The sequence below is a fragment of the Devosia sp. RR2S18 genome (assembly GCF_030177755.1).
Classification (GTDB): domain Bacteria; phylum Pseudomonadota; class Alphaproteobacteria; order Rhizobiales; family Devosiaceae; genus Devosia; species Devosia rhizosphaerae.
The window spans coordinates 1,484,953-1,509,809 of the sequence record NZ_CP126539.1; the positions used below are offsets into that span (position 1 = coordinate 1,484,953).

Below are 24,857 nucleotides of genomic sequence, written 5' to 3' on the forward strand. Positions count from 1 at the left end.
TGAACCGGCAAACGCAAAAGGAACCTTGGTGATGCGTATCGCAGCCGCGCTCGTATTCTGCTCCCTGGCTGGGGCTTGCCTCGCCAATGACACCACTGCCGTTCTGACCACGGGCGGGCTGGAATTCGTCACCAATGAGCACGTGGTTATGGAGAGCGAAGACCTCTTCATCTCCAAGCAAGAAATCCGGGTCGCCTACACTTTCCGAAACCAAGGTGAGGTGGATCAGGATGTGCTGATTGCCTTCCCCATGCCTGACCTCGTGCCCAATCAGCATTCCATCGTGGGCTATCCCGAGGGACCGAACGATAACCTCTTTTCCTTCGAGACCACCGTGGACGGCGAACCCGTCAACGCCGAATTGCACGAATATGCCTTTGCCCTGGGCGTGGATCGCACCGAAACGCTGAGCGAACTCGGCATCCCGCTTGTGCCCTTCAGCGATGCGGCACGCGAGGCGACCGACACGCTCGACGTGGAGACACGGGAGCGCCTTCTCCGCCTTGGGCTTCTCGCGCCAGACGAATTCGACGCAGGGGAGGGCTGGGAAAAACACTACTGGCCGGCATGGACCTACAAGGCCACCTACACCTGGGAGGCTCACTTTCCGGCGGGAGAGACCGTCACCGTCGAGCACCGCTACAAGCCCAGCATCGGCGGCACGGTTGGCGTCTCCTTTCTCTATGAGCCCAGCGAGGGCTACGACCCGGCCTCCGACTACGCCAAAAAGTACTGCACCGACGAAGCGTTCATCGGTGCTGTGCGCAAGACGCTGGCCAATCCCGATGAGCCATGGAGCGCTCCTTTCTACGAAACCTGGATTTCCTACATCCTCTCCACAGGGGGCAATTGGTCCGGCGGCGCCATCGAGAATTTTCGGCTGGTAGTCGACAAAGGCTCGCCGGAGAACCTCGTCTCATTCTGCGGCGACGATGTCCGCAAGATCGGTCCCACCACCTTCGAGATGGTCAAGCAGAACTTCTGGCCGGAACGCGAGCTTGAGATCCTCATCCTTGAGCGCCAGGACGACCTATGACTTTGACGATCAGGCCGGCCGCACCGGCTGACGCAGGGCACATCCTGCGTTTCATCAGCGAGTTGGCCGAATACGAAAAGCTTGGCCATGAGGCAACGGCGAGCGCTGCCGATATTGAGCGCGACTTCTTCGGTGCCGAACCCAAGGTGTTCTGCGAAATCGCCGAGTGGAATGGCGAGCCGGCCGGCTTTGCTGTCTGGTTCTACACCTTCTCGACGTTCCAGGGCCGACATGGCATTTGGCTAGAGGATCTTTTCGTGCGCCCTCAGATGCGGGACAAGGGCATCGGCAAGTCGCTACTGGCCGAGCTAGCCCGGCGCTGTGTCGAGGAAGGGCTGGGACGCCTAGAATGGTGGGTGCTCGATTGGAATGAGCCCTCCATTGAGTTCTACAAGGCGCAAGGAGGCACCATGATGGATGAGTGGACTAAGGTTCGGGTGGACGGCGTAGCGCTCACTGCATTGGCAGCGCGCTGATGGCCAAAATCGCCATGATCGCTGCAGTCGCCGAGAATGGCGTCATCGGGTCGGACCAGTCGATCCCCTGGCGCATTCCTTCCGACTCCGGCTTTTTCAAGCGGACCACCATGGGCAAGCCGATGGTAATGGGGCGCAAACAGTTTGAAACCGTCGGCAAGCCGCTGCCGGGCCGCACCAACATTATTGTGACCCGGCAGGCTGGCTATCAGCCCGAGGGCGTCTTGGTCTTCGACTCCGTCGAAGCAGCACTGACTGCGGCCCAGCAGATTGCCCAGCGTGACGGCGTCGACGAGGTCATGGTGATCGGGGGCGGCGAGATCTACGAGCAGGTTTTGAGCCAGGCTGAGCGGCTCTACATCACGCATGTGGACCTCAGTCCCGAGGGCGATGTCCGCTTCCCCGAGATCGCGCCTGAGGAGTGGAGCGTCGTCGATCTGCCCGAGGTAGCGCCTGATCCCCGCGACGAGGCAAGCTACCGCGTCAAAGTGTACGCGCGGCGGCGGGACAGCCTACATTGATCGCTGTGAACGCTTGCCTATATAAGACGGCGAACGAACTAGGTTTTATCCGAAAGGAACGCGATGCCCTGGGAGAGTAATGGAGGCGGGGGTGGCCGCAACAATGGCGGCCCATGGGGTCAAGCCCCAGGGGGCGGCGGTGGTGGCGGACCACGTCGGCCGGGAGGCGGCAATACGCCGAACCTCGAAGACATTCTCGCCCGCGGACGCGCACAATTTGGCGGCGGCCTTCCGGGGGGCCGTTGGGCCATCATCGGCGGCGTCGTCTTGCTGCTGGGCTTTTGGGCACTGAATTCGGTTTACACCGTGGACCCGCAGGAAGTTGGCGTGGAGTTGCGCTTTGGTGAGCCCAAGCCCGACCTGTCCTCGCCCGGACTGCATTTCCACCTCTGGCCAGTTGAAACCGTCGAGCGCGTTTCTGTGACTGAGAACCAGACCGTTATTGGTACGGCATCTGGCACCGGGGCGGGAGCTGGCATTAACGACAGCGATGGACTGATGCTGTCGGGTGACCAGAACATCGTCGATGTTCGCTTCTCCGTCCTTTGGGCGGTTTCGGACCCGATCAACTACCTCTTCAACGTGCGCAATCCCGAAGAAATGGTCCGCAACGCTGGCGAAAGCGCTATGCGTGAAGTGGTTGGCCGCCGGCCGGCCCAGGACATCTTCCGCGATGACCGCGCTGGCATTGCCATCGAGGTGCAGCAGATTACCCAGGCTATTCTCGACAGCTATGGCTTGGGCGTGCGGATCAGCCAGATCTCCATTGAAAACGCGGCACCGCCGGCCGAAGTCGCCGATGCGTTCAACGAAGTGCAGCGTGCCGAGCAGGACGAGGACCGTCTGCAGGAAGAGGCTCGTTCCTACGCTAACACCCTCTTGGGTGATGCGCGTGGTCGCGCCGCCGCCCTGCGCGAAGATGCTGCTGCCTACACCAACCGCGTGGTGCAGGAAGCAACCGGTGAAGCCCAGCGCTTCATTGCCATCTTCAATGAATATGCCAGTGCACCTGCGGTCACCCGGAAGCGTCTCTTCCTGGAGACCATGGAAGAAGTTTTCGGCGGCACTGAGAAGGTGCTGATCGAGAGCAGTGCCAATGGACAGGGTGTCGTACCATATCTGCCGCTGCCTGAACTCCGCAGCCCGACGGGTACCCCGACGACAAATGCGGTGGGGAACTAAGCCATGAATAATCGTCTCATTATCCTTGGCGTAGTTGTTCTGGCTGCGCTCTACGTCCTCTTCTCCTCGGTCTACGTGGTAAACGAGCGGGAACAGGCCATCGTGCTTCGGTTCGGTGAAATCACCGAAATCCGCGACGAGCCCGGGCTCTACTTCAAGATCCCGACCGACATCGTGGAAAGCGTGCAAATCATCGAGGATCGCCTGCTGCGCCAGGAGATCGCCGACATGACCGTGCAGGTTTCGGGTGGCGCCTTCTTTGTCGTGGATGCCTTCCTCACCTACCGCATCGTCGATCCGCGCCTCTTCCGTGAACGGGCCCTGGGGCAGTTGGCGGTTGCTGAATCGCGTATCGCCACCCGCTTCGACGCAGCCCTGCGTCAGGTCTATGGTCTGCGCGAATTCAACGCCGCTCTTTCCGAGCAGCGCTCGCAGATGATGGTGGAAGCCCGCGACCTGATCCGGCCCGACATGGCCGAATTGGGTATCGAGGTGGTCGACGTCCGTATCCTGCGGACCGATCTGCCCGAGGAAGTGTCTGAGCGCACCTATGAGCGTATGCGGGCGGAGCGTCTGGCCGAAGCCGCACTGCTCCGCGCTCGCGGTCAGGAGCAGGCGCAGAGCCTACGTGCCATCGCGGATCGTCAGGCCGTGGAAATCGTGGCTGCTGCCACCCGCGACGCCGAGATCATCCGTGGTCAGGGCGATGCCGATCGTAGCCGCATCTTCGCGGCTGCCTATGGTCAGGATCCCGAGTTCTTCGAGTTCTATCGCTCGATGGAATCCTATCGGAACGCACTCAACGACGCCAACACCACCATGGTGTTGTCGCCCGACAGCGAGTTCTTCCGCTACTTCGGCTCGAACGGCGAAATTCCCGAAGGGACGCCGAACCCGGCGGCAGTACTGGCACCGATCGAAGTTCCGGTAGCGCCGACCAGCGACGAGCCGGCCCTCGACGGTTTGGGTATCGAAGAAACGCCCGCGCCGACAATGACCCTGGAGGACGGTTCCGAGTTGGCTCCAACGATCGGCACCGACATTCCGGATCCAGCCGATCCGGAGCCAGTGGCGCCCCCCGTCGAGGGTGCAGTTGAGACCCCAGATGCTGTTGAACCGGAGGTAATCGTTCAACAGTAAGGGACACAAAAGGGCTGCTTCGGCAGCCCTTTTTCTTGGCCTAGCGGACGATCTCTTCGTCGGCGTAGCCCTGCAGATAGAGCAGTGCGGTGAGGTCACCATGATCGATGCGAATGCCTGCCTCCGCCGCTACTTTGGGCTTGGCATGCATCGCGACACCAAAACCGGCGATGCGGATCATGTCCAGATCGTTGGCGCCGTCGCCCACCGCGATGGTCTGGCTGAGCGGCAGGCTGCGTTCCCCTGCAAGAGCTAAGAGCCTCTCGCGCTTGGTAGTTTTATCGATAATTGGGTCGGCCACGGTGCCGGTAAGACGCTCGCCGTCGAACTCCAGCACGTTGGCGACGAACTCATCGAACCCAATGCGCTTGGCGAAGAACTCGGCAAAGAATGTAAAGCCGCCCGACACGAGTGACGTATAGGCGCCATATTCGCGCATCGTATGCACCAGCGCCCGGCCGCCCGGAGCCAGGCTGATCTGCTCGCGCCGCACCGCCTCGATCGTCTTACGCTGAAGCCCCTTCAGCAAAGCAACCCGGGTGCGGAGCGCCTGGGCAAAGTCCAACTCGCCGCGCATCGCCCGGTCAGTGATCTCGGCCACCTGATCCTTGAGGCCAAGGGCTGCCGCGAGTTCGTCGATGCACTCCTCGTTGATCATGGTGGAATCCATGTCGGCGATCAGGAGCTGCTTGCGGCGGTTCTCGGTTGGGACCACTGCCGCATCAACCTTGCGAGTACCGATCACCGCGCGGGCCAGTTCGAGCGCCTCGGTTGACTTCGGCTCGATGATCTCGCAGGCAATGGCGTGGTTCAGCCAGTTGAGCTCGCCCCCGGTTTCCTTCACCACCGCAGCGGCAAGCGCGGGATCGAGCTCGGAATCGGCAGGGTTGGCGATCAGGCAAAGAACCGGCATGAGTTTTCTCGGGAGGAAATGGTGGCAAGCCGCAGACGCGCCGTCCTGATAGCGGGTCCCACTGCGAGCGGCAAGTCGGCGCTGGCGCTGGCTCTCGCGCAGGAGCATGGTGGCATCATCGTCAACACCGATGCCATGCAAGTCTACGACACCCTCCAGGTGGTGACGGCGCGACCTTCCGCCGAGGAGATGACGCTGGCCGATCACCGTCTCTATGGGACTGTGCCGACCGCAACGCGCTTTTCCACCGGGCAGTGGCTTACCGCGGCCGCTGACATCATCAGCGCAACGTCGCCAGATCAATTGCTGATTTTCGTTGGTGGAACGGGGCTCTACTTCGACGCGCTCGTCAACGGCTTTGCTGATGTGCCGGCGGTCCCGCCTGAGTTCACTGCGGCGATACAGCAGGAGGTCGAACGCCTTGACGGCGCGCAGCGTCTGGCGCTGCTGGAGCGGGAAGACCCGGACGCCGCCCGTATGCTTAAAGTCGCCGACCCACAGCGGCTGATCAGGGCGCTTGCGGTCAAACGCGCTACAGGACGCACCCTGTCGAGCTATCAAAATGCCACTCAGACCGGCCTGTTAAGGGACTTTGAAATCCAGCGCATCGTGCTCGATCCCAACCGGCAACTGCTGCGTGAGCGCATTGCGCGCCGGTTCGAGGCTATGTTTGCCGAAGGCGCGGTGGAGGAGGTGAAGGCGCTGCTCGCCCTCGACTTGGACCCCGGCCTTCCGGCCATGAAGGCAATCGGCGTGCCTGAGATCGCCGATTGGCTGGCCGGACGGTCCTCGCGGGAGGATGCCGTTCGCCTGGCGACTACCGCGACCCATCAATATGCTAAACGGCAAGGCACCTGGTTCCGCAATCGGTTCGGCGATTGGCCGCGACGAAACTAGGAGGCCAGGCGCCGGAGCAGGCCGAGGCGCTCGCGCAGGGCGAAGCGGGCGACCAGGATGATCGCGACGAAGGTCAGACCCGCGGCGAGGCCAAGCCAGATCCCTACGCCGCGCCAGCCAACAACGAAGCCGAGGATATAGGAGGTTGGCAGCCCCACCGCCCAATAACCAAAGATGGCGAACATCATCGGCACCTTGGTGTCGCTAAGCCCTCGCAGCGCGTGCGCCGCAACCACCTGTGCGCCATCGGCGATCTGGAACAGTCCAGCGATCACAAGAAAAGTCGCCGCGAGCGCAACGGCATTGGCATTCGCCGGCACGCTTGGGTCGAGGAAGAGGGCGACAATGATCGGCCCGGCGGTGAGAAACAGAATGCAGGACAACCCCATGAAACCCGTGCCCAGCGCGAATGCCGTCCAGCCCGCCTTGTGGATGCCGTCACGATCCCCGCGACCATAAGCCATGCCGACGCGAACCGTGGCGGCAATTCCCATTCCCAACGGCACCATGAAGGCTAGGGAGGACAATTGCAGCGCAATCGCGTGCGCCGCCACTTCATCGGTGCCGATGCGGCCCATCAGTAAGGCAGCGGCGGTAAAGAGACCGACCTCCGCTAGCACGGTCAGGCCGATGGGCGTGCCAATGCGAAAAATCTCACGGTACCGCGGCCAGTCGGGTTTCCAAAAGCGGATGAAGACGTGAAAGCGACGGAAGCGCGGATTGGTCACGACATATCCGGCGAAAAGCGCCAGCATGGCGATATTGGTGAGCACGGTGGCAATGGCTGCGCCGCGCAGTTCCAGACGGGGGAAGCCGAAATGCCCAAACATCAGGATGTAGTTGGCAATCCCGTTCACAATCACCCCGCCGATGGTGATGACGAGGATCACCCGAGTGGCATCAAAGGCGGAGAGCAAGGATCGCAGGCTGATGATCGCCAGTCCCGGAAAAAGCATCCAGGCCGCAATCTGAATGTACTGTTCTGCTAAGATAGTGGCTTGGGGATCCTGCCCGAGCCAGCCGAAGATCGGCCGGATCTGCAGCACCAGCGGCACGAGCAAGGCCGCCAGCGTCAGCGCGGCCCAGAAGCCTTGCCGGACAACCCTTCGAATAGCCTTGATGTTGCGGCCGCCACGCGCTTGCGCAGCGAGCGGTGCGACGGCGCCTACTACTCCAATTCCCCCCACAAGGAAGGGCATGAGGAATGTAGTGGCCAAAGTGCCGGACGCCAGCTGGTAGGGGCCAAGCCACCCCATCATGATAACATCGGTGACCGTGAGGGCATTCTGGGCAAGTTGAGCAATCACCAGCGGCCAGGCCAAGGCGAAGGTAGCGCGCAGTTCATCGCCCCAGCTCCGGAACTCAGCCGGTGCCGCGCCGGCACGAAGGGGCGCCGTCAATGGCTTGGTCATCTTATCTTTCCTACTCGCATGCGCTGCTCTAGAGCAAAGCGGGACAAGGCGGAAGAGTAGCAGCATGCAGCGCAAGAACATGGAATGGCTCTGGAGGGCGGCCCTCATTTCAGCAGGGTTGATCGGAGCCGCTGGTGTGGCCGCTGCCGCTGCGGCGTCCCATGCGGGTCAATCGCGCAATCTTGCCGCTATTGCAGCGATTTGCCTTGCCCACGGCCCGGCACTCGCGGCGATTGGGCTTTCGCGAGTTCGTACCATCCCACTCGGGCTCGCCGCTGCTTGCCTTATATTGGGAACGGTCGTTTTCACGAGCGACCTTGGAATGCGGGAGTGGACCGGCCACGGCCTGTTTCCTGGCGCGGCTCCCCTGGGGGGCTTGGGGATGATTAGCGGCTGGCTATGCCTCGGCGCTGCCGGTTTCCGGCTGAGAGAGAGCTGATCCAATTTTGCTCAAATCCGCTCAAATCAATAGCGGAACCAATCGTTAACACCTGCATTGTTGCCCTCGAACAGCTACTTTGGAGGGTTACCCATGCATAAGTTCGTCATCGCCGCCGCCGCCACTCTTTCGCTCACCGCTTGCACCGCCACTCAGCAGGGTGCCGCAGTCGGCGCTGGTGCTGGCGCCATCGTGGGCGCGGCCGCAACCGGCAACGTGGTTGGCACCGCAGTTGGCGCCGGTATCGGCGGCGTTGTCGGCGCTGCAACCGGTGATCTTCTCGGCCGGGCTTCGGGCACTGATGACCGCTGCGTCTACCAGCGTGCCGATGGTACTCGCTACGTTGACGTCTGCCCGCGCGGCTAACACAGAGTTGCAGCATCGCCCCATGCTGCCACGCGCCTTCAGGCGCATTGCACCCGGTCCGGAGTCCCTCCTGGATCGGGTGCTTCTCATTGACCAGCGAAGCGCCTTGAACTCCTGACAGCGCGCATTCACATGGTGTTCATACGACACTATCTTGTGCTTTCTAATCGACCAGCCCGGCCGGAACTTGGCTATCTCCTGATCTTTGAATCGTTAAGGCGGGCCCTCCTTTTGGGTCCGTTTCCAACTCTTGGCCGCCACGCTGGCGGCGACCACTGCGAGGACCTGAGTTCCATGGCTGCCATCAATGGTACCGTAAAATTCTTCAACACCACTAAAGGCATTGGCTTCATTTCTCCCGACAATGGCGAGAAGGACGCATTCGTGCACATCTCGGCAGTGCAACGTTCGGGCCTTCAGGGCCTTTATGAAGGTGACAAGGTGAGCTACGAGCTCGAAACCGGCCACGACGGAAAGATTTCGGCCACCAACCTGACGCTACTAAGCTAAGCTTGGCCGGCAAAGAAAGTGAAGGGCCCTGCGGGGCCCTTTTTATTGGAGGTTGAAGCAATGCTGAGGGACGTCTTAAAGCTCTGGAGCCCGCGAGTGGAATCCGCAGCGGGTCAGCGGCAGGCCGGTGCGCTGCCATATGCAGTGGTCGACGGCAGAGTGACGTTCCTGCTCATCACCGCACGCCGCAGCGGGCGTTGGATATTTCCAAAAGGGGCAATAGAACCTCATCTGACCCCGTGGGAGAGCGCGGCGGAAGAGGCCAGGGAAGAGGCTGGGGTGATTGGAACAATCGAGCAGCAACCTGTCGGCAGTTATCGGGCAAGCGCCGGCTCGGATAATTCAATCCTTGTTGACGTGGATCTCTATCCGATGCTGGTGCAGCAGCAACTCGACGACTGGAAAGAGCATGGCCAGCGTCTGCGACACTGGGCCGTCCTGCATGAAACCAAACGACTGTTGCTGGATCCGCAGATCGCTCGTCTCGCGGTACGGCTGCACCGGCGCCTGACCAAGGACGCTCAGCCGACCGTCAGTTCCAGCAGCAAGTAGACCAGGCCGGAAATAGCCGCTGCCGCTGGTACGGTGATGACCCAGGCGGCGGCAATGCCAAACACGTGTTGCCGACGCACGAGGCGACGCCGATCACGCTTCCGGTCGCTGGAAAGAGCCTCTTCAGGCGTGGCGTTGAGCATCGTGGGATCCACATACTTGGCGTAGACCGGCACGGAGGAGCGCTTCATGTGGCGCTCCGAATAGTACTCCCTAAGGAAGCCCACTCCAAATACTCCGCCTACTGCGATATGGGTTGAGGAAACAGGTAGGCCGAGTGCCGAGGCGATCAGGACAGTGATCGCCGCCGAGAGAGCTGCACAAAAGGCACGCACCTCATTGAGCTTGGTGATCTGCTCGCCCACGATGCGGATGAGCTTGGGCCCAAACAGGACAAGCCCGAGAGATAGGCCGACCGCGCCGATCATCAGCACCCAGAAGGGCAGGGTGATCCCTGCTGCTTCCATGGTGCCCGACTGCGCCGTGCTGACGATGGCGGCGAAAGGGCCGATCGCGTTGGCAACATCATTGGCGCCATGGGCGAAAGAGAGCAGTGCGGCTGCCCCGATTAGTGGCAGGCGAAAGAGGCTGGCGATATGCTTGTTGCGGTTTTCGAGTTTCAGCGATTGGCGCTTGATCAGCGGCATGGATATGATCCAGCCGACCCCTGCGAAGAAAATGCCAAGCGCAATGGCAGTTGGCCAGCCCGGTTTCCAGACACGAGTGAGCCCTTTGGTGGCCATGTACATGGCGAACACGCCGGTCATCACGGCTATGAAGATAGGCACCCAAAGCCGTGCTGCATTTAACTTATCGATCCGCCAACTGATGGTGCGGGTGACAATGGCAAGAAAGATCGCCGCAATGACGCCACCTAGAACCGGCGAGATAACCCAGCTGGCAACAATTGCTCCGATCATGGGCCAGGCAATCGCGTCCAGTCCGCCAGAGGTAAGGCCCGCACCAACAACCCCACCGACGACCGCGTGCGTGGTCGAGACGGGAGCGCCGATGATCGTTGCCAAATTGACCCAAAGGGCGGACGCCAGTAGCGCTGCCATCATCACGAAGATGAAGGTATCGCCGTCGAAGTCAGACCGGGTGAGCAGGTCACGGGCGACTGTGTTGACGACGTCCCCGCCTGCGAGAAGCGCGCCAGCCGCCTCGAAGATGGCTGCGATCATCAATGCGCCGACCATTGTGATGGCCCTGGACCCGACGGCCGGGCCCATGTTGTTAGCAACGTCGTTCGCCCCGACGTTTATGGCCATATAGCCGGAGATGGCGGCGGCGATGATTACCAGATAGCTCAGGGGGCTATCCACCACGACATAGCTCGCCCAAACTGCAGCACCGAGCAGAAAGACCAGTGCAATGCCAGGTGCGGCTACGGAGCGCGCCAACTGGTTTGTGGCGTTTTCCTGTCCCGCAACACGTTGCAGATCCTTGTCGAGGTCGCTTTTAGCCATAGTCATCAATCCGTCATAATCGGGCGTGCTGCGCCAATAGCCAGTGTGGTTGGAAATAGCCACCGTCTCGGACCACTTGCCCGCAGATCTCCGGGGCAACCTGAGCGGCAGGCTGAAGTTCCCTCCGCTAAGCTGCGAGTTAGGTCCTGCGGCCGCTGACGTACAGCGAGGGTGTACTCGGCCTTGACACTTTCAAGTCGATGCTCGTATCAATATGGCGATTTCAATCTGGAGCGGTCCCGTGCGGGCACTCATTCTCGTAGTAGGCAGGCGCATCGGCAACGTGGGGTAAGTCCCCGCGCGGAAGCTGGTGCGCCGAAAACAGGTCCCGAAGGGGGCCTTTTTTATTGCCCGGTTTTCGCCGCTACGAGACTGGGCCAAAATGGACTAAAGGAAGGAACAAAGCGATGGCCGAACAGATGACGGGCGCGGAAATGGTGATCCAGGCGCTGACCGATCAGGGGGTGGAACATATCTTCGGCTATCCCGGCGGCGCAGCCTTGCCGATCTACGACGCCATGTTCCAGCAGGAGTTCGTCAAGCACATCCTCGTGCGGCACGAGCAGGGCGCCACGCATATGGCTGAAGGCTATGCCCGTTCCACCGGCAAGCCCGGCGTCGTGCTGGTGACGTCCGGCCCGGGGGCCACCAATGCTGTGACAGGACTTACCGATGCGCTGATGGACTCCATCCCGCTGGTTTGTATCACGGCCCAGGTGCCCACGACGCTCATCGGCACGGACGCCTTCCAGGAATGCGATACGGTTGGTATCACCCGTTCCTGCACCAAGCACAACTACCTGGTGAAGCGGATCGAGGATCTGCCACGCATTCTGCACGAAGCCTTCTTGATTGCCACAACCGGGCGGCCTGGCCCCGTCGTCATCGACATCCCAAAGGATGTCCAGTTTGCTGTCGGCGCTTACTACAAGCCGGATGCCGACACGCTCCGGCACCAGAGCTATCGGCCGCAGGTCGACGGCGATCTCGACGCCATCACCATGGCGGTTGAGATGATGCATAAGGCCGAGCGTCCGATTTTCTATACGGGTGGTGGGGTTATCAATGCTGGCCTCGAGGCCTCCGACAATCTACGTGAGCTTGCTGAACTCACCGGCTTTCCCGTCACATCGACGCTGATGGGCCTGGGCGCCTTTCCAGCATCCAATTCGCAGTGGATGGGCATGTTGGGCATGCACGGCACCTACGAAGCGAACATGGCGATGCATGACTGTGACCTGATGATCAACATCGGGGCGCGCTTCGATGACCGCATCACCGGCCGCATCGATGCCTTCTCGCCCAACAGCCGCAAGATCCATGTCGACATCGATCCGGGCTCAATTAACAAGATCATCCATGTCGACCTTCCGATCGTGGGTGACTGTGGCCGTGTGCTGGAAGAGATGATCCGCATCTGGCGGTCGCGCACCAACCAGCCGCGCACCGAGGCGCTCGCGCCTTGGTGGGAGCAGATCAAGACGTGGCGCGCTGTCAACTCGCTCGGATTCAAGAACTCCGACACCACCATTAAGCCGCAGCACGCCATCCAGCGGCTTTACGAGGCCACCCGCAACCAGGGCAAGGATGTCTTCATCACCACTGAGGTTGGCCAGCACCAGATGTGGGCCGCACAGCACTTCCACTTCGACAAGCCCAATCGCTGGATGACCTCGGGTGGCTTGGGCACCATGGGGTATGGACTTCCTGCTGCGGTCGGCGTGCAGGTCGCCCATCCCGATGCATTGGTCATCGACATTGCAGGTGAAGCGTCCGTGCAGATGACGATGCAGGAGCTTTCGACCGCAGTGCAGTACCGCCTGCCGATAAAGATCTTCATCCTTAACAATGAGCGTATGGGCATGGTGCGCCAATGGCAGGATCTGCTGCATGGCTCCCGCTATGCGCACTCCTACTCGGAGTCGCTGCCGGATTTCGTCAAACTCGCCGAAGCGTATGGCGCCAAGGGCATCAAGTGCGACAACCCCGCCGAACTCGATGCCGCAATTGCTGAGATGCTCAACTATGATGGTCCGGTGCTCTTCGACGTACTGGTCGAGAAGGACGAGAACTGCCTGCCCATGATCCCGTCAGGCAAGCCGCACAACGAGATCATTCTGCCCGACACCGCCAATATCGGGTCCATCATCGATGAAAAGGGTAGGGCGCTGGTCTAGCGCTTGCGAGGGAGCACGAACATGAACGCACATCTGCAGCCCACCGGCTCGGCCTATTTCCTGACCCAGGAGACCGACCAGACCGAGCGCCACACTCTCTCTGTTCTGGTCGACAACGAGCCGGGCATCCTCGCCCGGGTCGTCGGTCTCTTTTCGGCCCGAGGCTATAACATCGAAAGCCTGACAGTCAGCGAGACCGAACACGGCCGGCGACTTAGTCGCATCACCGTCGTGGTGATCGCCACACCCAAAGTTCTTGTGCAGATCAAGTTGCAACTCGAACGGCTGGTGCCCGTGCACAAGGTGCATGATCTCACCGCCGAAGGACAGTCGCTGGAGCGCGAGCTGGCGCTGATCAAGGTTGCCGGGTCAGGTGATCACCGGGCCGAAACGCTTCGTCTTGCGGATGCTTTCCGGGCCCAGATCGTGGATGCCACCGTTGAGAGCTTTGTCTTCGAGGTTACCGGCAAGCCAGCCAAGATCGACAGCTTTATAGCGCTGATGCAACCGCTCGGCCTGGTCGAGGTCGTGCGGACCGGCTTGGCTGCCATCTCTCGTGGTCCGCAGAGTATGTAACCAGAAAATGTGGTGATCGGCCCCATTCCAATGTTCCATTGGGCGGGCCGATCTGTCTGGTGTATGGCTCTGCCGAGCTTCTTCGGGAATTTGCCATGACACTCCTATCGGTCAATCTCAACGCCGTGGCGCAATTGCGGAACCGCCGTGACGTACCTTGGCCGAGCGTCACGGGGATTGCGCGCCTGGTGCTTGACGCGGGTGCGAGTGGCATAACGGTTCACCCGCGGCCGGACGAGCGGCACATACGCCGCACCGATGTATTTGAGATCTCCGAACTCATGGCTGCTGAATACCCCCGAGCCGAGTTCAACATCGAGGGATATCCCAGTGAAGACTTCTTCACCTTGGTCGATGCAGTCCACGCCCACCAGATAACGCTGGTTCCTGATACGCCCGAGCAGGCGACCTCCGATCATGGCTGGGATTTCAGAGGACAAGGCAATTTTCTTGCTGACGCCGTCCGTCGGCTGAAGCAAACGGACCGGCGCGTTTCCCTGTTTTGCGACCCCGATGCCGGCGCTGCTGGCGCTGCAGCGGCGAAAGCGACGGGAGCCGATCGGGTCGAACTCTATACCGGCCCCTATGGCGGCTGCTTCGATGATCCCGAACGGGCCCAACGTGAACTGGCCTTGTTGGCGGAAACGGCGCAAGCTGCCGCGGCTATCGGACTGGGTGTGAACGCCGGGCACGATCTTACCCTTGCCAATCTACCAGCGTTCCAAACGGCGGTTCCGGGCGTAGCGGAAGCGTCCATTGGACACGGCATCACCGCGGATGCGCTCCGCATGGGATTCCCCGAAGCCGTTCGGCAGTACCGGGCGATCTTGGAGGAGTAGGGCGCCGAAAGTATCGGCGCCCGTTGTGTCAGTCGGTGAAGTCAAATTCGTCCAGTTCGCACACGTTGTTGTCTGGCGATATCACTTCTTCGCCGTCTTCAAAGACAGCTAGGAAGTCGTATTTGCAATAGCCGCTACCGTCATCGATGTTGATCATGACGCTGTCGCCGGAGAGCAGGACATCTTCGCCTAAGATGTCCTCTTCCCACGAGTTTGTGCCCGTATTGGACGCATAGAACTCGTAGATGTCGTAAGACGATGTGTTGTTGATCTGGACGCGGCGCTCCAGGGCAGATGCAGCGGTGGTGCCCAGCATCAGCAGGGCAACCGCAAAGGTGGCTGGCAGGTGTTTCATTGAAGTCCCCAAACGAGCTGAAGCGCCCGTCCTTGTTCGGATATGCCGCGCTGGAATAGCTGGCAATTAATTCCCGCTGCTAAGGATAATGCGGCTCTGGTGATTGTACGTTGCTGTTGAACACTCTGTAGCCGGCGGAACCTACAGCGCTACTAGAGATTGCCTCTCACTGGCGGATCCGCGCCAAGACGCAAGCCTTTCAGGCACTTACATCGGTGTGCCCTAGGCCCAATAGTGTCGCCGGGAGACAGGAACGTGCCTCCTTGTGGACCTTATGCAGGCACATATATCGCCTCAGTTACGAATTGTTACCAGGAGGGCTTCGATGTCCAAACTCAAGATTGCCGTCATTATTTCGTCCACGCGCGACACTCGCTTCGGCGAAAAGCCAGCGCAGTGGATCGTCGACGTCGCTAAGCAGCGCGAGGAACTCGAAGTCGAGTTGGTTGATCTGCGCGACTTCGACCTGCCGTTTTTTAACGAACCAGCCTCCAACCTCTGGATGCCATCGAGCGACCCGCGCGCTGTCGCCTGGCAGAAGAAGATTGGTGAGTTCGACGGCTATATCTTCGTGGTCGCCGAGTACAATCGCTCCATCACCGGCGCCCTCAAGAACGCTCTCGATCAGGCATATCTCGAGTGGAACAAGAAGCCCGCAGGGTTCGTCGGTTATGGCACCGTCGGCGCGGCACGTGCGATTGAGCACCTGCGTGGTATGATGATTGAGCTGCAGATGGTATCCACCCGTTCTGCCGTTCACATCGGCGGCGGCGATTTCTTCGCTGTCCACCCCCTGGGCCAGCAGAACAAGCCGATGTCCGAGATCGAAGGGTCAATCGGCTCGTCGGCCAAGGACATGCTCGACCAGCTGATCTGGTGGGGCAATGCGACGAAGGCCCCACGAGAGGCAGAGGCTCAAAGCCAGCAGGCAGCCGAGTAAGTTACGAAGACCTCCAAAGCTTCGTCAGACAGGGGCCGCTCCCCGGAGCGGTCCCTGTCGCATTGGAGCGCCGGAAACGGTTGTGTATGGAGGAAGGCGGGTGTATAGCGGCGCCCGCCTTCGACCAAAGAGAGCGCAGGGTTTATGACGCAGACGAACACGACCGGCGCTTCAGCCGGTGTCGATGCGAGCGACCTCACCAGCCACTCCCATAATCCAAAAGACTTCCCACTACTGATCCTGGGGGCGCTCGGGGTGGTATATGGGGACATCGGGACCAGCCCGATCTATGCTTTCCGTGAGGCCATGCATGTTCGCCCGGGCGCAGCTTCCACCAACAGTGAAATTTTGGGCCTGCTGTCGCTGATCGTGTGGGCGCTGACGCTGACAGTCGCTGTCAAATACGTCTTCTTCGTTACCCGAGCCGACAATAATGGCGAGGGCGGTACCCTCTCCTTAATGGCGCTGGCGCGCAAAACCTTCACCAATCCCCCAGTCTGGATTACCGCATTGGGCGTCGTTGGCGCAGCAATGTTCTTTGGTGACGCCATCATCACGCCGGCAATTTCAGTCCTATCGGCGGTAGAGGGGGTGCAATTGGTCGCCCCCGGCATGACGCGCTGGGTCGTGCCGATTACCCTGATCATTATCCTTGGTGTGTTCTTTGTGCAGCGCTTCGGCACGGCCAAGGTGTCTATAGTCTTTGGCCCGGTTACCGCGGTGTGGTTTCTGACGCTCGGCTTTTCCGGCCTTGTGCACATTATCGACTATCCCGCTGTGCTTTGGGCCCTCAACCCCTATCTCGCCATCGAGTTTCTCGTAACGCACTTCAACATCGCTTTCGTGGTGATGGGGGCGATTTTCCTGGCTGTCACCGGCGCAGAGGCGCTCTACGTCGATCTGGGCCACTTTGGCCGCAAGCCCATTGTAGTGGCTTGGTTCGCCATGGTCTTTCCATGCCTACTGCTGAACTATTTCGGCCAGGGTGCCTATGTTCTCGAGGTGGGCGTGGAAAATGTGGGTAGCCCGTTCTTCGAGATGCAGCCCGAATGGGCATTGCTGCCGTTTGTTGGCCTAGCCACGCTCGCGACGATCATTGCTAGCCAGGCAGTCATCTCGGGTACCTATAGCCTGGCGCAGCAGGCGATAGCGCTCAACATGCTACCTCGCCTTGTCGTCACCCACACATCGGAAACCCAAAGTGGGCAGATCTACATGCCCCAGATCAACTCGATGCTGCTCATCGGTGTCTTGGTGCTGGTGGTCTCGTTCGGTAGCTCCAGTGCTCTGTCCAGTGCATACGGGATTGCCGTGTCTGGCGTGATGATCGTGACGCTCGCACTGCTGGTCGTTGTTATGTGGCGCAACTGGAAATGGCATCCGCTGGTGGTTCTAGCTTTCGGCATTGTATTCGCCGTTATCGACGGGGGCTTCTTTGCAGCCAATGCGGCAAAGCTTTTCCAGGGCGGCTGGGTGCCCGCTGTCGTAGCGCTTGGCGTCGCAACGATCATGTGGAGCTGGATGGCCGGACGTCGCCGGCTAGCTGAAAAGACCCGCCGCGACGAAGTGCCGTTGCAGTTCTTGGTGGACAACCTCTCCAAGAAGAAGCCAACCCTGGTGCCTGGTACGGCCATTTTCCTGACCAGTGATGTGGAGGGCGCACCCACGGCGCTACTGCATAGCCTCAAGCACTACAAGGTGCTGCATGAGCAGAACGTCATTCTGACGGTCCGCACGTCTGCCTCGCCACGCGTGCCTGACGACGAGAAGGTCACCATTGAGGCTTACAACGAATTGTTCAGCCGAGTGGTCGTGACCTTTGGCTTCATGGAGAGCCCAAACATCCCCAAAGCGCTGGCACTGGGCCGCAAGCTCGGGTGGAAGTTCGACATCATGTCCACCTCGTTCTTCCTGTCGCGCCGGTCCCTGAAGACGGGGCCAAAGTCGCCCAACTTATTGCGCTATTGGCAGGATCGGCTGTTCGCGCGCTTGGCACGAAATGCTAGTGACGCGACTGAGTATTTCCACATCCCCACAGGGCGCGTGGTGGAAATTGGAACGCAAGTGATCCTCTAGGCGGATCGGCCAGCACTATTCGGGAATGTCGGGGCACACATAAGGGGCAGTTGCCGTGACGAACCGCTGCTCCTGAATTTCGCTGCCCAGCTGAAGATTAAGCACCATCTCAGTGTCAGAAATGCTGGCGATCTCAGCATTGATGGTCATGCCATCCTCTTCCCAACTGATCGCGCCCTCGGAGACTTGTTGCCACTTCGATAGCCGATAGGTCTCCCAGCAGCTGTCGCTAACCAGAGTGCCGTCTTCGAGAAAGATCTGCATGGTGCCCGGAAGCGAGTCGCTGGCTTCGGCGCGCACCCAAACTTTGTTGAGGAGCGGATTGGCCGAGGCGTCGCCGCTCTCCTCCTGGGCGAGGGACGGAGCAACAGCGCATGTTCCCACGCCCCAGACGCTCATCAGGGCGATCACTGCAGCTTTGGTATCCATGCTCTTCTCCTGCGCCGATCTGATCTGGTGCGCCCAGATCAGTTCGGCAAGACTGATCGGCCAATCACGGCGAATTTAGGTTGTCGGCGGCACCTTACTTGCTGGCGAAGCTGCGCTGCCTCAGAGCCCGGTCTCGCTCGCGCACCCGTTTGGTGGGATTGGGCCAGAGTTCGTAATCGTCCGCGCCAAGCTCGTGCCGGGCGTGCACGGCCCAATTAGGATCATCCAAGGCGCCGCGGGCCAGTTCGATGAAATCCGCCTCGCCATTGGCGATGATCTCCTCGGCACGACCGGCATCCCCGAGCAGACCGACAGCCATGGTGGGAATGTCGGCACCGTCGCGCACCGCCTTGGCAAAAGGGACCTGGTAGCCGGCAACAGTGTTGAACGTCGCCCCTTCGAAACCGCCGCTCGAGCAGTCGATGGCGTCGGCGCCCAGCTTCTTCAACTCCTGGGCAAGGACGACGCTGTCCTCCACCTGCCAACCTTCGGGATGATTGTCGCTCACCGAAATCCGGACCAGAAGCGGCTTCTCAGCGGGCCACACGGCGCGAACAGCTTCGGTAACTTCAAGGACCAGGCGCATCCGGTTCTCGCGGCTGCCGCCATACTCATCGGTGCGCTTGTTAGCCAAGGGCGAGAGGAACTGATTAAGGAGATAGCCGTGGGCCGCATGGACTTCGACGGTGTCGAAGCCCGCCTGCTCGGCGCGCTTGGCGGCGGCAACAAAGGAATCGATGATGTTGCGGATGCCCGCGGCGTCCAGCGCCGTCGGCTTGGTGAAGTCCTTGCCTTCCGCATGGATTTCCGCACTGGGTGCCACCGGCGTCCAGTGTTCGAAGCCGACGCGCGGCTTTTCCTCTTCTGTTTCCGTGAAGCCGTTGCGCCACGGCACGGGGGTGGAGGCCTTGCGTCCGGCATGCGCCAGCTGGATTCCGGCGGCGGCGCCTTGGCTGTGGATGAAGTCGACTATGCGGGCGAGAGGAGCGATCTGCTCATCCTTCCAGAGGCCTAGATCAGCGTAGGAGATGCGACCTTCTGGCGTCACGCCCGTAGCTTCGAGAATGATCAGACCGAAACCGCCGATGGCGAAGCGGCCCAGATGCACGAAGTGCCAGTCGTTGGCGAAGCCATCCACGGCTGAGTATTGGCACATGGGGGCGATGACGGTGCGGTTGCGCAGCGCAAGGCCACGCAGACTGGTCGACGAGAAAAGCTGTGACATGAAGAACTCGGATGGTGTTTGCCGGGGAGGGCTCTCCCGATACTTGCACCGGCATAGCTCCATCGGCAAGTACCGATGGAGGAACAATCTGTTGCAGAATGGTGGTGCCGCGCAACAAAGCTCTTGCGCAGAACCGTACCGTACGGTACGCAATCTGACGAATTCACAGTATTCGGTTCGCTTCAGCAAGAGGACTGCGCCTTGGCCCTGCCCATCAAGGTCAACGAGGAAACCTTTACGCCGCGCCAGCAGGCGGTGCTGACGGCTGCTCTCGACCTCTTGGTGGAGAATGGCGACGGCCTGACCATGACAGCGGTGGCGCGCCGCGCCTCATGCTCCAAGGAAACGCTCTACAAATGGTTCGGCGACCGGGACGGCTTGTTGACCGCAACGGTCCAGTGGCAGGCGGCGAAGGTGCGCATGCCCCATGTCGACCGCACCGGCCTTAGCGCCAAGACCTTGCGCGCCAGCATCGAGCAGTTCGCCCGCGACCTGCTGACCGTCATCGTGGGTGATGTGTCCATCACTCTCAATCGCACCGCGATCAATCACGCAGCACAGGAGAAGGACCGGCTCGGGCTTATCGTTCTGGAGAACGGCCCACTCGCCATCCGCCGGCGCCTGAAGCCTATTCTTGAGGCTGGCCGCGACGCACGACTGCTGCGCTTCGCCTCCAGCGAAGATGCCTATCGGACCTTTTTCGGTCTGGTGGTGCGTGACGTCCAAATCCGTCTCCTGCTGGGGGACAGTGCACTTACCCAGTCCAACGTCGAAGCCAATATCGAGTCGGACGTCAAAACCGCCGCTGACCAGTTCTTCGCCCTTTATGGGGCCAAGGCCAATTTATAACACCGCTTCATCGAGAGGGGATAAACTTATGCGCGTCTATTATGATCGGGATGCCGATCTCAACATCATCAAGTCCCGGAAAGTCGCCATTGTAGGCTATGGCAGCCAAGGCCATGCCCATGTGCTGAACTTGCGCGATTCGGGCATCACCGACGTCGTCGTCGCGCTGCGTCCGGGTTCGCCATCGGCCAAGAAGGCCGAGGGTGAAGGCCTCAAGGTCATGAGCGTGGCCGAAGCCGCCGGATGGGCCGACGTCATCATGATGCTGACGCCCGATGAGCTGCAGGCGGACATCTACAAGGAGCATATTGAGCCCAACATCCGTGATGGCGCGGCGCTGGCTTTTGCCCACGGTCTCAATGTGCACTTCAACCTCATCGAGCCCAAGTCCACCGTCGACGTCATCATGATCGCGCCTAAGGGTCCAGGTCACACGGTGCGCGGCGAATACCAGAAGGGGGGCGGCGTGCCGTGCCTGATCGCGGTGCATCAGGATGCTTCGGGCAATGCTCATGACATTGCGCTGGCCTATGCCTCGGGTGTGGGCGGTGGCCGTTCGGGCGTCATCGAGACCAATTTCCGCGAGGAATGCGAGACCGACCTCTTCGGTGAGCAGGCTGTGCTGTGCGGTGGTCTCGTCGAACTGATCCGGGCTGGTTTCGAGACGCTGGTTGAAGCTGGTTATGCACCCGAAATGGCCTATTTCGAGTGCCTCCACGAAGTAAAACTGATCGTCGACCTGATCTATCAGGGCGGTATCGCCAACATGAACTACTCGATCTCCAATACTGCAGAGTGGGGCGAGTATGTCACGGGTCCGCGCATTATTACGGCCGAGACCAAGGCGGAAATGAAGCGCGTGCTGCACGACATTCAGTCGGGCAAGTTTACTTCCGAGTGGATGCAGGAATACAAGGGCGGCGCTTCTCGCTTCAAGGCGACGCGCCGTCTGGCCGACGAGCACCCCATCGAGCAGGTGGGCGAACAATTGCGCGGCATGATGCCGTGGATCAAGGCGGGAGCCCTGGTCGACAAGGAAAAGAACTAGGTTTGGCAACGGGGGCTTCGGCCCCCGTTTTCGTATTCTGCGGTGGCACATCGGTGCCCCTTAGTGCTAGCGGAGTGTGAGCATTTGGAACCGCACTAAGCGTTTTAGGGGGACACTATTGTGAGCGTCGAGAGCGATATCGAACTGGTCAAGCGGCAGGAACTCGAACTGGCTCTGGGTGCATTCGACGAGGATGTCGCTTTTGCGCTCGGCGCCTCGGTCCGGGAGCGCGCGCTGGCCGAGGGGCTGGGCCTGGTGGTCGACGTCCGCAGTTGGGATCGTCAGATGTTCTTTGCCGCCACGGCCGGCACCAGTGCCGACAATGCCGAGTGGGTGCGCCGCAAGATCAACACAGTTCGCCGCTTCCAGAGAGCAAGTTACCGCATGGTGCTGGAGCGGGGAGAAGTTCCTTTTCCGCCGCAATCGGGGGCCGATCCCGCCGAGTTCGTGATCGCTGGCGGTGGCTTTCCGATCCGGGTGAAGGGCGCCGGGATCATCGGCTGCCTGACCATTTCGGGTTTGCCGGGGCGCAAGGATCATGCCGTCGCCGTTGACGCCTTCTGCGACCATCTGCAAGTTGATCGGGCCGATTACACGCTGCCGACGGGGTGAGCCTGAATGAAGCTCGATTATCTGCTGCTCGATGTTTTCACGCGTGAGCCGCTCAAGGGTAACCCGCTCGCTGTAGTCTGCAAGGCGGACGGGCTGCTCGACGACGAGATGCAGGCTATCGCCAAGGAGTTCAATCTCAGCGAGACGGTGTTCCTGCAAAAGGCGCAGGGTGCCCGCAACACTGCCGCCGCGCGCATCTTCACGCCCGCTGTCGAGTTGCCCTTTGCCGGCCATCCCACGATTGGCGCCGCGGTTGTCCTGGGCTTGCAGAGCAAGGCGACCGCGGTCCGCCTTGAGGAGAAGATCGGCCTCGTCACCGCCCTTTTCGAGAAGGCGGATAAACGAAGCGGGGAGGCGCGTTTCACCCTGCCGCAGATGCCGGGCAAGCTTGCTGCGCTTGAGGATCACAAAGCCATCGCTTTGGCCCTCGGCATCGAGATGGACGAAATCGGCTGCGGCGCTTACCGCCCGGCGGTCTATTCGGCTGGCGTGGAGTTTCATCTTGTGCCGGTCCGCGATGCCGGTGTCCTGGCGCGGCTGGCACCAAACATGGGTATCTGGCGCAACGCTTTCCCCCATGGGCGAGGCGGGGTCTACATCTTCACCGAGACGCCACGCGAACCGAACAACGATTTCGCCGCCCGCATGTTCTCCTCAGACATGGGACTAGGGGAGGATCCCGGCACGGGCGCTGCCGCAGCGGCGTTGATCGGCCTTCTGGCTGAGCACGTGCCCTATGCCAGCGGGCAATCTGACCTCGCCATCCGGCAAGGACACGAGATGGGCCGGCCGTGCCGCATCACCGTGCAGTTGCGCAAGGAAGACGAGGTGCTCACCCATGCCGCTATCGGTGGGCACGCCATCATCGTTGGAGAAGGGGTGCTGGATCTTTCGCGATAGGAGCCGAACGGCTTTGTCGAAATCCGCCTTGCAACGGTCAGGTGATTGGCGCATTGTTTGCTCAAACAGGACGTGTCCAATGCAGCGCAACCGCGCCAAAGCCATTGCGATCTCCCAGCGCCAGGCCGCCGAACGCCGCCTGGTGATTTCGGCTGGCCTGCTTTTGCCGCTTGCCGGGCTCCTTCTCCTTCTTATCAGCCCCTGATCACCGGCAGCTCGGAAAGCGAGCGGGTCGTCAGGGGATTTTGCCACAAGCCGAACAGTAAATGTCCGGCCTATAGAGCTGCGACTCTGGGCCGCCCGATAGGATAGAGCGATGACTGCCACCACCGACACCAACAAAGACCGCGTCTTCATTTTCGACACGACACTGCGAGACGGCGAACAATCGCCCGGCGCGACCATGACGCTGGAAGAGAAACTCCAGGTCGCCGAGGCCCTAGACGATATGGGCGTCGACATTATCGAGGCGGGTTTCCCTATCGCGTCCACCGGCGACTTCGAGGCCGTTGTCGCCGTGGCCAAGCAGGTCAAGCGCGCCACCGTGGCTGGCCTAGCCCGCGCCATCACGGCCGATATCGACCGGGCGGGTGAAGCCGTGCGCCATGCGCGCCGCGGCCGGATACACACCTTTGTATCCACCTCGCCCATCCATCTGGCCCACCAGATGAAGAAGACCGAGGACGAGGTCATCGAGATCATCGCCCGCACCGTGGCGCAGGCACGCAATCTGATCGACGATGTCGAATGGTCGGCAATGGACGCGACCCGTACCCCACTCGAGTTCCTCAAGCGCTGCGTCGAGACGGCGATCAAGTCCGGCGCGACGACGATCAACCTGCCCGATACGGTCGGCTATGCCGTCCCCGATGAACATGAGGCCATGTTCCGCGACATCATCACCGCAGTTCCCGGCGCAGAAAAGGCGATTTTCTCGGCCCATTGCCACGACGATCTGGGTCTGGCAGTCGCCAACTCACTCGCGGCCGTGCGTGGCGGCGCCCGGCAGGTGGAATGCACCATCAACGGCTTGGGCGAACGGGCTGGCAATGCCGCGCTGGAGGAAATCGTCATGGCGCTGCGCACACGCGGCGATGCCATGCCGTACCACACGCAGATCGAGACCACTCATTTGGCCCGTGCCAGCCGGATCGTGTCGGCGGCTTCCAATTTCCCGGTGCAGTACAACAAGGCTATTGTGGGCAAGAACGCCTTTGCGCATGAGAGCGGCATCCACCAAGACGGCATGCTCAAAAATGCCGAAACCTATGAGATCATGACCCCGGCCAGCGTCGGCATCAAGGAAACGACCTTGGTGATGGGCAAGCATTCTGGTCGCGCGGCTTTCAAGGACAAGCTCAAGGAACTGGGTTACGAGCTGGGCGACAACGCTTTCCAGGAGGCCTTCCAGCGCTTCAAGGATCTCGCCGATCGCAAGAAGCACGTCTATGACGCCGATATCGTCGCGCTGGTGGATGACGAGGTCGGTTCGGTAGGCGACCGCATCAAGTTGGTGGACATGGAAGTGGTCACCAAGACCGGCGGTATTCACCGCTGCAACCTCACGCTCTCCATCGATGGGGAAGAAAACGCCGTCACCTATGAGGGCACCGGGTCGGTTGACGCGATCTTCAATGCCATCAAGGAGGCGGTGGGCCAGCAGCCGCATCTGGTGCTCTATGCGGTGGACGGTATCACCGGCGGCACCGATGCCCAGGCTGGTGCCCATGTGCGTCTCGAGATGAATGGCCGTATCGTCTCGGGCAATGCCGCTGAGCCGGATACGCTCGTAGCCTCCGCCCGCGCCTATCTCAACGCCTATAACCGTCTCCTGATCGAACGGGGCGCGGCGGCACAGGGCGCCATGGCGGGCTAGCGGCAGCGCAGCCTTGCACATCTAGCGGTTGCCTTCGGGGCG

Annotated in this window: 27 protein-coding genes; 21 read left to right on the forward strand and 6 right to left on the reverse strand. The window is 60.8% G+C overall.

What is annotated here, in order from left to right; translation table 11 throughout:
- The first annotated feature begins 31 nt into the window (after positions 1-31).
- The 5 genes from QOV41_RS07225 (at position 32) to hflC (ending at position 4,355) form a co-directional block, all read left to right on the forward strand.
- The gene (locus QOV41_RS07225; protein WP_284580475.1) at positions 32-1,036 is read left to right on the forward strand and encodes a DUF4424 domain-containing protein; all 1,005 of its coding nucleotides are present in this window, start codon (positions 32-34) and stop codon (positions 1,034-1,036) included.
- Positions 1,033-1,512 carry a GNAT family N-acetyltransferase gene (locus QOV41_RS07230; protein ID WP_284580478.1) on the forward strand — a complete coding sequence of 160 codons (480 nt, stop codon included), beginning with the start codon at positions 1,033-1,035 and terminating at the stop codon, positions 1,510-1,512. The genes QOV41_RS07225 and QOV41_RS07230 overlap by 4 nt, the downstream gene beginning before the upstream one ends.
- Positions 1,512-2,033 carry a dihydrofolate reductase gene (locus QOV41_RS07235; RefSeq protein ID WP_284580480.1) on the forward strand — a complete coding sequence of 174 codons (522 nt, stop codon included), beginning with the start codon at positions 1,512-1,514 and terminating at the stop codon, positions 2,031-2,033. The genes QOV41_RS07230 and QOV41_RS07235 overlap by 1 nt, the downstream gene beginning before the upstream one ends.
- A gap of 63 nt (positions 2,034-2,096) precedes the next feature.
- Positions 2,097-3,215 (forward strand): FtsH protease activity modulator HflK, encoded by a 1,119-nt coding sequence (gene hflK, locus QOV41_RS07240; RefSeq protein ID WP_284580481.1) that lies wholly within the window; start codon positions 2,097-2,099, stop codon positions 3,213-3,215.
- Positions 3,216-3,218: 3 nt separating this feature from the next.
- Positions 3,219-4,355, forward strand: coding sequence for a protease modulator HflC (gene hflC, locus QOV41_RS07245; RefSeq protein WP_284580483.1), 1,137 nt, complete (start codon positions 3,219-3,221; stop codon positions 4,353-4,355).
- Positions 4,356-4,395: 40 nt separating this feature from the next.
- Here the strand turns inward: hflC and serB are convergent, their stop codons facing one another.
- A complete protein-coding gene (gene serB, locus QOV41_RS07250; protein WP_284580484.1) occupies positions 4,396-5,268 on the reverse strand; it encodes a phosphoserine phosphatase SerB in 873 nt (290 codons plus the stop codon).
- A 21-nt stretch (positions 5,269-5,289) separates the two neighbouring features.
- Between serB and miaA the strand changes: the two genes are divergently transcribed.
- On the forward strand, positions 5,290-6,165 hold the full coding sequence (gene miaA / locus QOV41_RS07255; RefSeq protein ID WP_415926751.1) for a tRNA (adenosine(37)-N6)-dimethylallyltransferase MiaA: 876 nt from the start codon (positions 5,290-5,292) through the stop codon (positions 6,163-6,165).
- Here miaA and QOV41_RS07260 read toward each other — a convergent pair.
- The gene (locus QOV41_RS07260; protein WP_284580487.1) at positions 6,162-7,577 is read right to left on the reverse strand and encodes an MATE family efflux transporter; all 1,416 of its coding nucleotides are present in this window, start codon (positions 7,575-7,577) and stop codon (positions 6,162-6,164) included. The two genes, miaA and QOV41_RS07260, sit on opposite strands and share 4 nt — an antisense overlap.
- A gap of 64 nt (positions 7,578-7,641) precedes the next feature.
- On the opposite strand from QOV41_RS07260, the gene QOV41_RS07265 reads away from it, so the two are divergent.
- The 4 genes from QOV41_RS07265 (at position 7,642) to QOV41_RS07280 (ending at position 9,444) form a co-directional block, all read left to right on the forward strand.
- Positions 7,642-8,016: a DUF423 domain-containing protein gene (locus QOV41_RS07265; protein WP_284580488.1), complete on the forward strand. Its 375-nt coding sequence runs from the start codon at positions 7,642-7,644 to the stop codon at positions 8,014-8,016.
- A gap of 93 nt (positions 8,017-8,109) precedes the next feature.
- Positions 8,110-8,382: a YMGG-like glycine zipper-containing protein gene (locus QOV41_RS07270; protein ID WP_284580489.1), complete on the forward strand. Its 273-nt coding sequence runs from the start codon at positions 8,110-8,112 to the stop codon at positions 8,380-8,382.
- 294 nt (positions 8,383-8,676) lie between these two features.
- Positions 8,677-8,892, forward strand: a complete 216-nt coding sequence (locus QOV41_RS07275; protein WP_284580490.1) for a cold-shock protein — start codon at positions 8,677-8,679, stop codon at positions 8,890-8,892.
- 96 nt (positions 8,893-8,988) lie between these two features.
- On the forward strand, positions 8,989-9,444 hold the full coding sequence (locus QOV41_RS07280; RefSeq protein ID WP_284580492.1) for an NUDIX hydrolase: 456 nt from the start codon (positions 8,989-8,991) through the stop codon (positions 9,442-9,444).
- On the opposite strand, the gene QOV41_RS07285 is transcribed toward QOV41_RS07280, so the two are convergent.
- Complete coding sequence (locus tag QOV41_RS07285; RefSeq protein ID WP_350150865.1) at positions 9,414-10,976, reverse strand: inorganic phosphate transporter; 1,563 nt, start codon at positions 10,974-10,976, stop codon at positions 9,414-9,416. The genes QOV41_RS07280 and QOV41_RS07285 overlap by 31 nt on opposite strands.
- Positions 10,977-11,320: 344 nt before the next feature.
- Here QOV41_RS07285 and QOV41_RS07290 point away from each other — a divergent pair, with 344 nt between their 5' ends.
- The 3 genes from QOV41_RS07290 (at position 11,321) to QOV41_RS07300 (ending at position 14,505) form a co-directional block, all read left to right on the forward strand.
- Positions 11,321-13,090 carry an acetolactate synthase 3 large subunit gene (locus tag QOV41_RS07290; protein WP_284580493.1) on the forward strand — a complete coding sequence of 590 codons (1,770 nt, stop codon included), beginning with the start codon at positions 11,321-11,323 and terminating at the stop codon, positions 13,088-13,090.
- Positions 13,091-13,111: 21 nt separating this feature from the next.
- Positions 13,112-13,666: an acetolactate synthase small subunit gene (gene ilvN, locus QOV41_RS07295; RefSeq protein ID WP_284580494.1), complete on the forward strand. Its 555-nt coding sequence runs from the start codon at positions 13,112-13,114 to the stop codon at positions 13,664-13,666.
- Between the two features lie 95 nt (positions 13,667-13,761).
- Positions 13,762-14,505, forward strand: a complete 744-nt coding sequence (locus QOV41_RS07300) for a pyridoxine 5'-phosphate synthase (RefSeq protein ID WP_284580495.1) — start codon at positions 13,762-13,764, stop codon at positions 14,503-14,505.
- Positions 14,506-14,533: 28 nt separating this feature from the next.
- Here the strand turns inward: QOV41_RS07300 and QOV41_RS07305 are convergent, their stop codons facing one another.
- Entirely contained in the window at positions 14,534-14,860 is a 327-nt protein-coding gene (locus QOV41_RS07305; RefSeq protein WP_284580496.1) for a hypothetical protein, read from the reverse strand.
- Positions 14,861-15,185: 325 nt separating this feature from the next.
- Here QOV41_RS07305 and QOV41_RS07310 point away from each other — a divergent pair, with 325 nt between their 5' ends.
- Together QOV41_RS07310 and QOV41_RS07315 are read left to right on the forward strand one after the other, a co-directional pair.
- On the forward strand, positions 15,186-15,800 hold the full coding sequence (locus QOV41_RS07310) for an NADPH-dependent FMN reductase (RefSeq protein WP_284580497.1): 615 nt from the start codon (positions 15,186-15,188) through the stop codon (positions 15,798-15,800).
- A 144-nt stretch (positions 15,801-15,944) separates the two neighbouring features.
- A complete protein-coding gene (locus QOV41_RS07315; protein WP_284580499.1) occupies positions 15,945-17,876 on the forward strand; it encodes a potassium transporter Kup in 1,932 nt (643 codons plus the stop codon).
- A gap of 15 nt (positions 17,877-17,891) precedes the next feature.
- Here QOV41_RS07315 and QOV41_RS07320 read toward each other — a convergent pair whose 3' ends face one another.
- Positions 17,892-18,305 carry a hypothetical protein gene (locus tag QOV41_RS07320; RefSeq protein WP_284580500.1) on the reverse strand — a complete coding sequence of 138 codons (414 nt, stop codon included), beginning with the start codon at positions 18,303-18,305 and terminating at the stop codon, positions 17,892-17,894.
- 94 nt (positions 18,306-18,399) lie between these two features.
- Complete coding sequence (locus QOV41_RS07325) at positions 18,400-19,530, reverse strand: NADH:flavin oxidoreductase/NADH oxidase (RefSeq protein WP_284580501.1); 1,131 nt, start codon at positions 19,528-19,530, stop codon at positions 18,400-18,402.
- A 201-nt stretch (positions 19,531-19,731) separates the two neighbouring features.
- On the opposite strand from QOV41_RS07325, the gene QOV41_RS07330 reads away from it, so the two are divergent.
- From QOV41_RS07330 to QOV41_RS07355, 6 genes are all read left to right on the forward strand, one after another.
- Positions 19,732-20,379 (forward strand): TetR/AcrR family transcriptional regulator, encoded by a 648-nt coding sequence (locus QOV41_RS07330; RefSeq protein WP_284580502.1) that lies wholly within the window; start codon positions 19,732-19,734, stop codon positions 20,377-20,379.
- A gap of 28 nt (positions 20,380-20,407) precedes the next feature.
- The gene (ilvC, locus tag QOV41_RS07335) at positions 20,408-21,427 is read left to right on the forward strand and encodes a ketol-acid reductoisomerase (protein WP_284580503.1); all 1,020 of its coding nucleotides are present in this window, start codon (positions 20,408-20,410) and stop codon (positions 21,425-21,427) included.
- 120 nt (positions 21,428-21,547) lie between these two features.
- Positions 21,548-22,039 (forward strand): heme-degrading domain-containing protein, encoded by a 492-nt coding sequence (locus QOV41_RS07340; protein WP_284580504.1) that lies wholly within the window; start codon positions 21,548-21,550, stop codon positions 22,037-22,039.
- Positions 22,040-22,045: 6 nt separating this feature from the next.
- Positions 22,046-22,939: a PhzF family phenazine biosynthesis protein gene (locus QOV41_RS07345; RefSeq protein WP_284580505.1), complete on the forward strand. Its 894-nt coding sequence runs from the start codon at positions 22,046-22,048 to the stop codon at positions 22,937-22,939.
- Between the two features lie 79 nt (positions 22,940-23,018).
- Complete coding sequence (locus QOV41_RS07350; RefSeq protein WP_284580506.1) at positions 23,019-23,144, forward strand: hypothetical protein; 126 nt, start codon at positions 23,019-23,021, stop codon at positions 23,142-23,144.
- A gap of 111 nt (positions 23,145-23,255) precedes the next feature.
- The gene (locus QOV41_RS07355; protein WP_284580507.1) at positions 23,256-24,815 is read left to right on the forward strand and encodes a 2-isopropylmalate synthase; all 1,560 of its coding nucleotides are present in this window, start codon (positions 23,256-23,258) and stop codon (positions 24,813-24,815) included.
- Positions 24,816-24,857 lie beyond the last annotated feature (42 nt).

Coding starts and splice junctions, on each gene's coding strand:
- QOV41_RS07270 (WP_284580489.1), top strand. CDS start 8,110: ATGCATAAGTTCGTCATCGCCGCCGCCGCCACTCTTTCGCTCACCGCT.
- QOV41_RS07310 (WP_284580497.1), top strand. CDS start 15,186: ATGTCCAAACTCAAGATTGCCGTCATTATTTCGTCCACGCGCGACACT.
- QOV41_RS07345 (WP_284580505.1), top strand. CDS start 22,046: ATGAAGCTCGATTATCTGCTGCTCGATGTTTTCACGCGTGAGCCGCTC.
- QOV41_RS07225 (WP_284580475.1), top strand. CDS start 32: ATGCGTATCGCAGCCGCGCTCGTATTCTGCTCCCTGGCTGGGGCTTGC.
- QOV41_RS07235 (WP_284580480.1), top strand. CDS start 1,512: ATGGCCAAAATCGCCATGATCGCTGCAGTCGCCGAGAATGGCGTCATC.
- hflC (WP_284580483.1), top strand. CDS start 3,219: ATGAATAATCGTCTCATTATCCTTGGCGTAGTTGTTCTGGCTGCGCTC.
- serB (WP_284580484.1), bottom strand. CDS start 5,268: ATGCCGGTTCTTTGCCTGATCGCCAACCCTGCCGATTCCGAGCTCGAT.
- QOV41_RS07320 (WP_284580500.1), bottom strand. CDS start 18,305: ATGGATACCAAAGCTGCAGTGATCGCCCTGATGAGCGTCTGGGGCGTG.
- QOV41_RS07355 (WP_284580507.1), top strand. CDS start 23,256: ATGACTGCCACCACCGACACCAACAAAGACCGCGTCTTCATTTTCGAC.
- hflK (WP_284580481.1), top strand. CDS start 2,097: ATGCCCTGGGAGAGTAATGGAGGCGGGGGTGGCCGCAACAATGGCGGC.
- QOV41_RS07230 (WP_284580478.1), top strand. CDS start 1,033: ATGACTTTGACGATCAGGCCGGCCGCACCGGCTGACGCAGGGCACATC.
- QOV41_RS07275 (WP_284580490.1), top strand. CDS start 8,677: ATGGCTGCCATCAATGGTACCGTAAAATTCTTCAACACCACTAAAGGC.
- QOV41_RS07300 (WP_284580495.1), top strand. CDS start 13,762: ATGACACTCCTATCGGTCAATCTCAACGCCGTGGCGCAATTGCGGAAC.
- QOV41_RS07350 (WP_284580506.1), top strand. CDS start 23,019: ATGCAGCGCAACCGCGCCAAAGCCATTGCGATCTCCCAGCGCCAGGCC.
- QOV41_RS07325 (WP_284580501.1), bottom strand. CDS start 19,530: ATGTCACAGCTTTTCTCGTCGACCAGTCTGCGTGGCCTTGCGCTGCGC.
- QOV41_RS07260 (WP_284580487.1), bottom strand. CDS start 7,577: ATGACCAAGCCATTGACGGCGCCCCTTCGTGCCGGCGCGGCACCGGCT.
- QOV41_RS07265 (WP_284580488.1), top strand. CDS start 7,642: ATGCAGCGCAAGAACATGGAATGGCTCTGGAGGGCGGCCCTCATTTCA.
- ilvC (WP_284580503.1), top strand. CDS start 20,408: ATGCGCGTCTATTATGATCGGGATGCCGATCTCAACATCATCAAGTCC.
- QOV41_RS07315 (WP_284580499.1), top strand. CDS start 15,945: ATGACGCAGACGAACACGACCGGCGCTTCAGCCGGTGTCGATGCGAGC.
- QOV41_RS07305 (WP_284580496.1), bottom strand. CDS start 14,860: ATGAAACACCTGCCAGCCACCTTTGCGGTTGCCCTGCTGATGCTGGGC.
- QOV41_RS07290 (WP_284580493.1), top strand. CDS start 11,321: ATGGCCGAACAGATGACGGGCGCGGAAATGGTGATCCAGGCGCTGACC.
- ilvN (WP_284580494.1), top strand. CDS start 13,112: ATGAACGCACATCTGCAGCCCACCGGCTCGGCCTATTTCCTGACCCAG.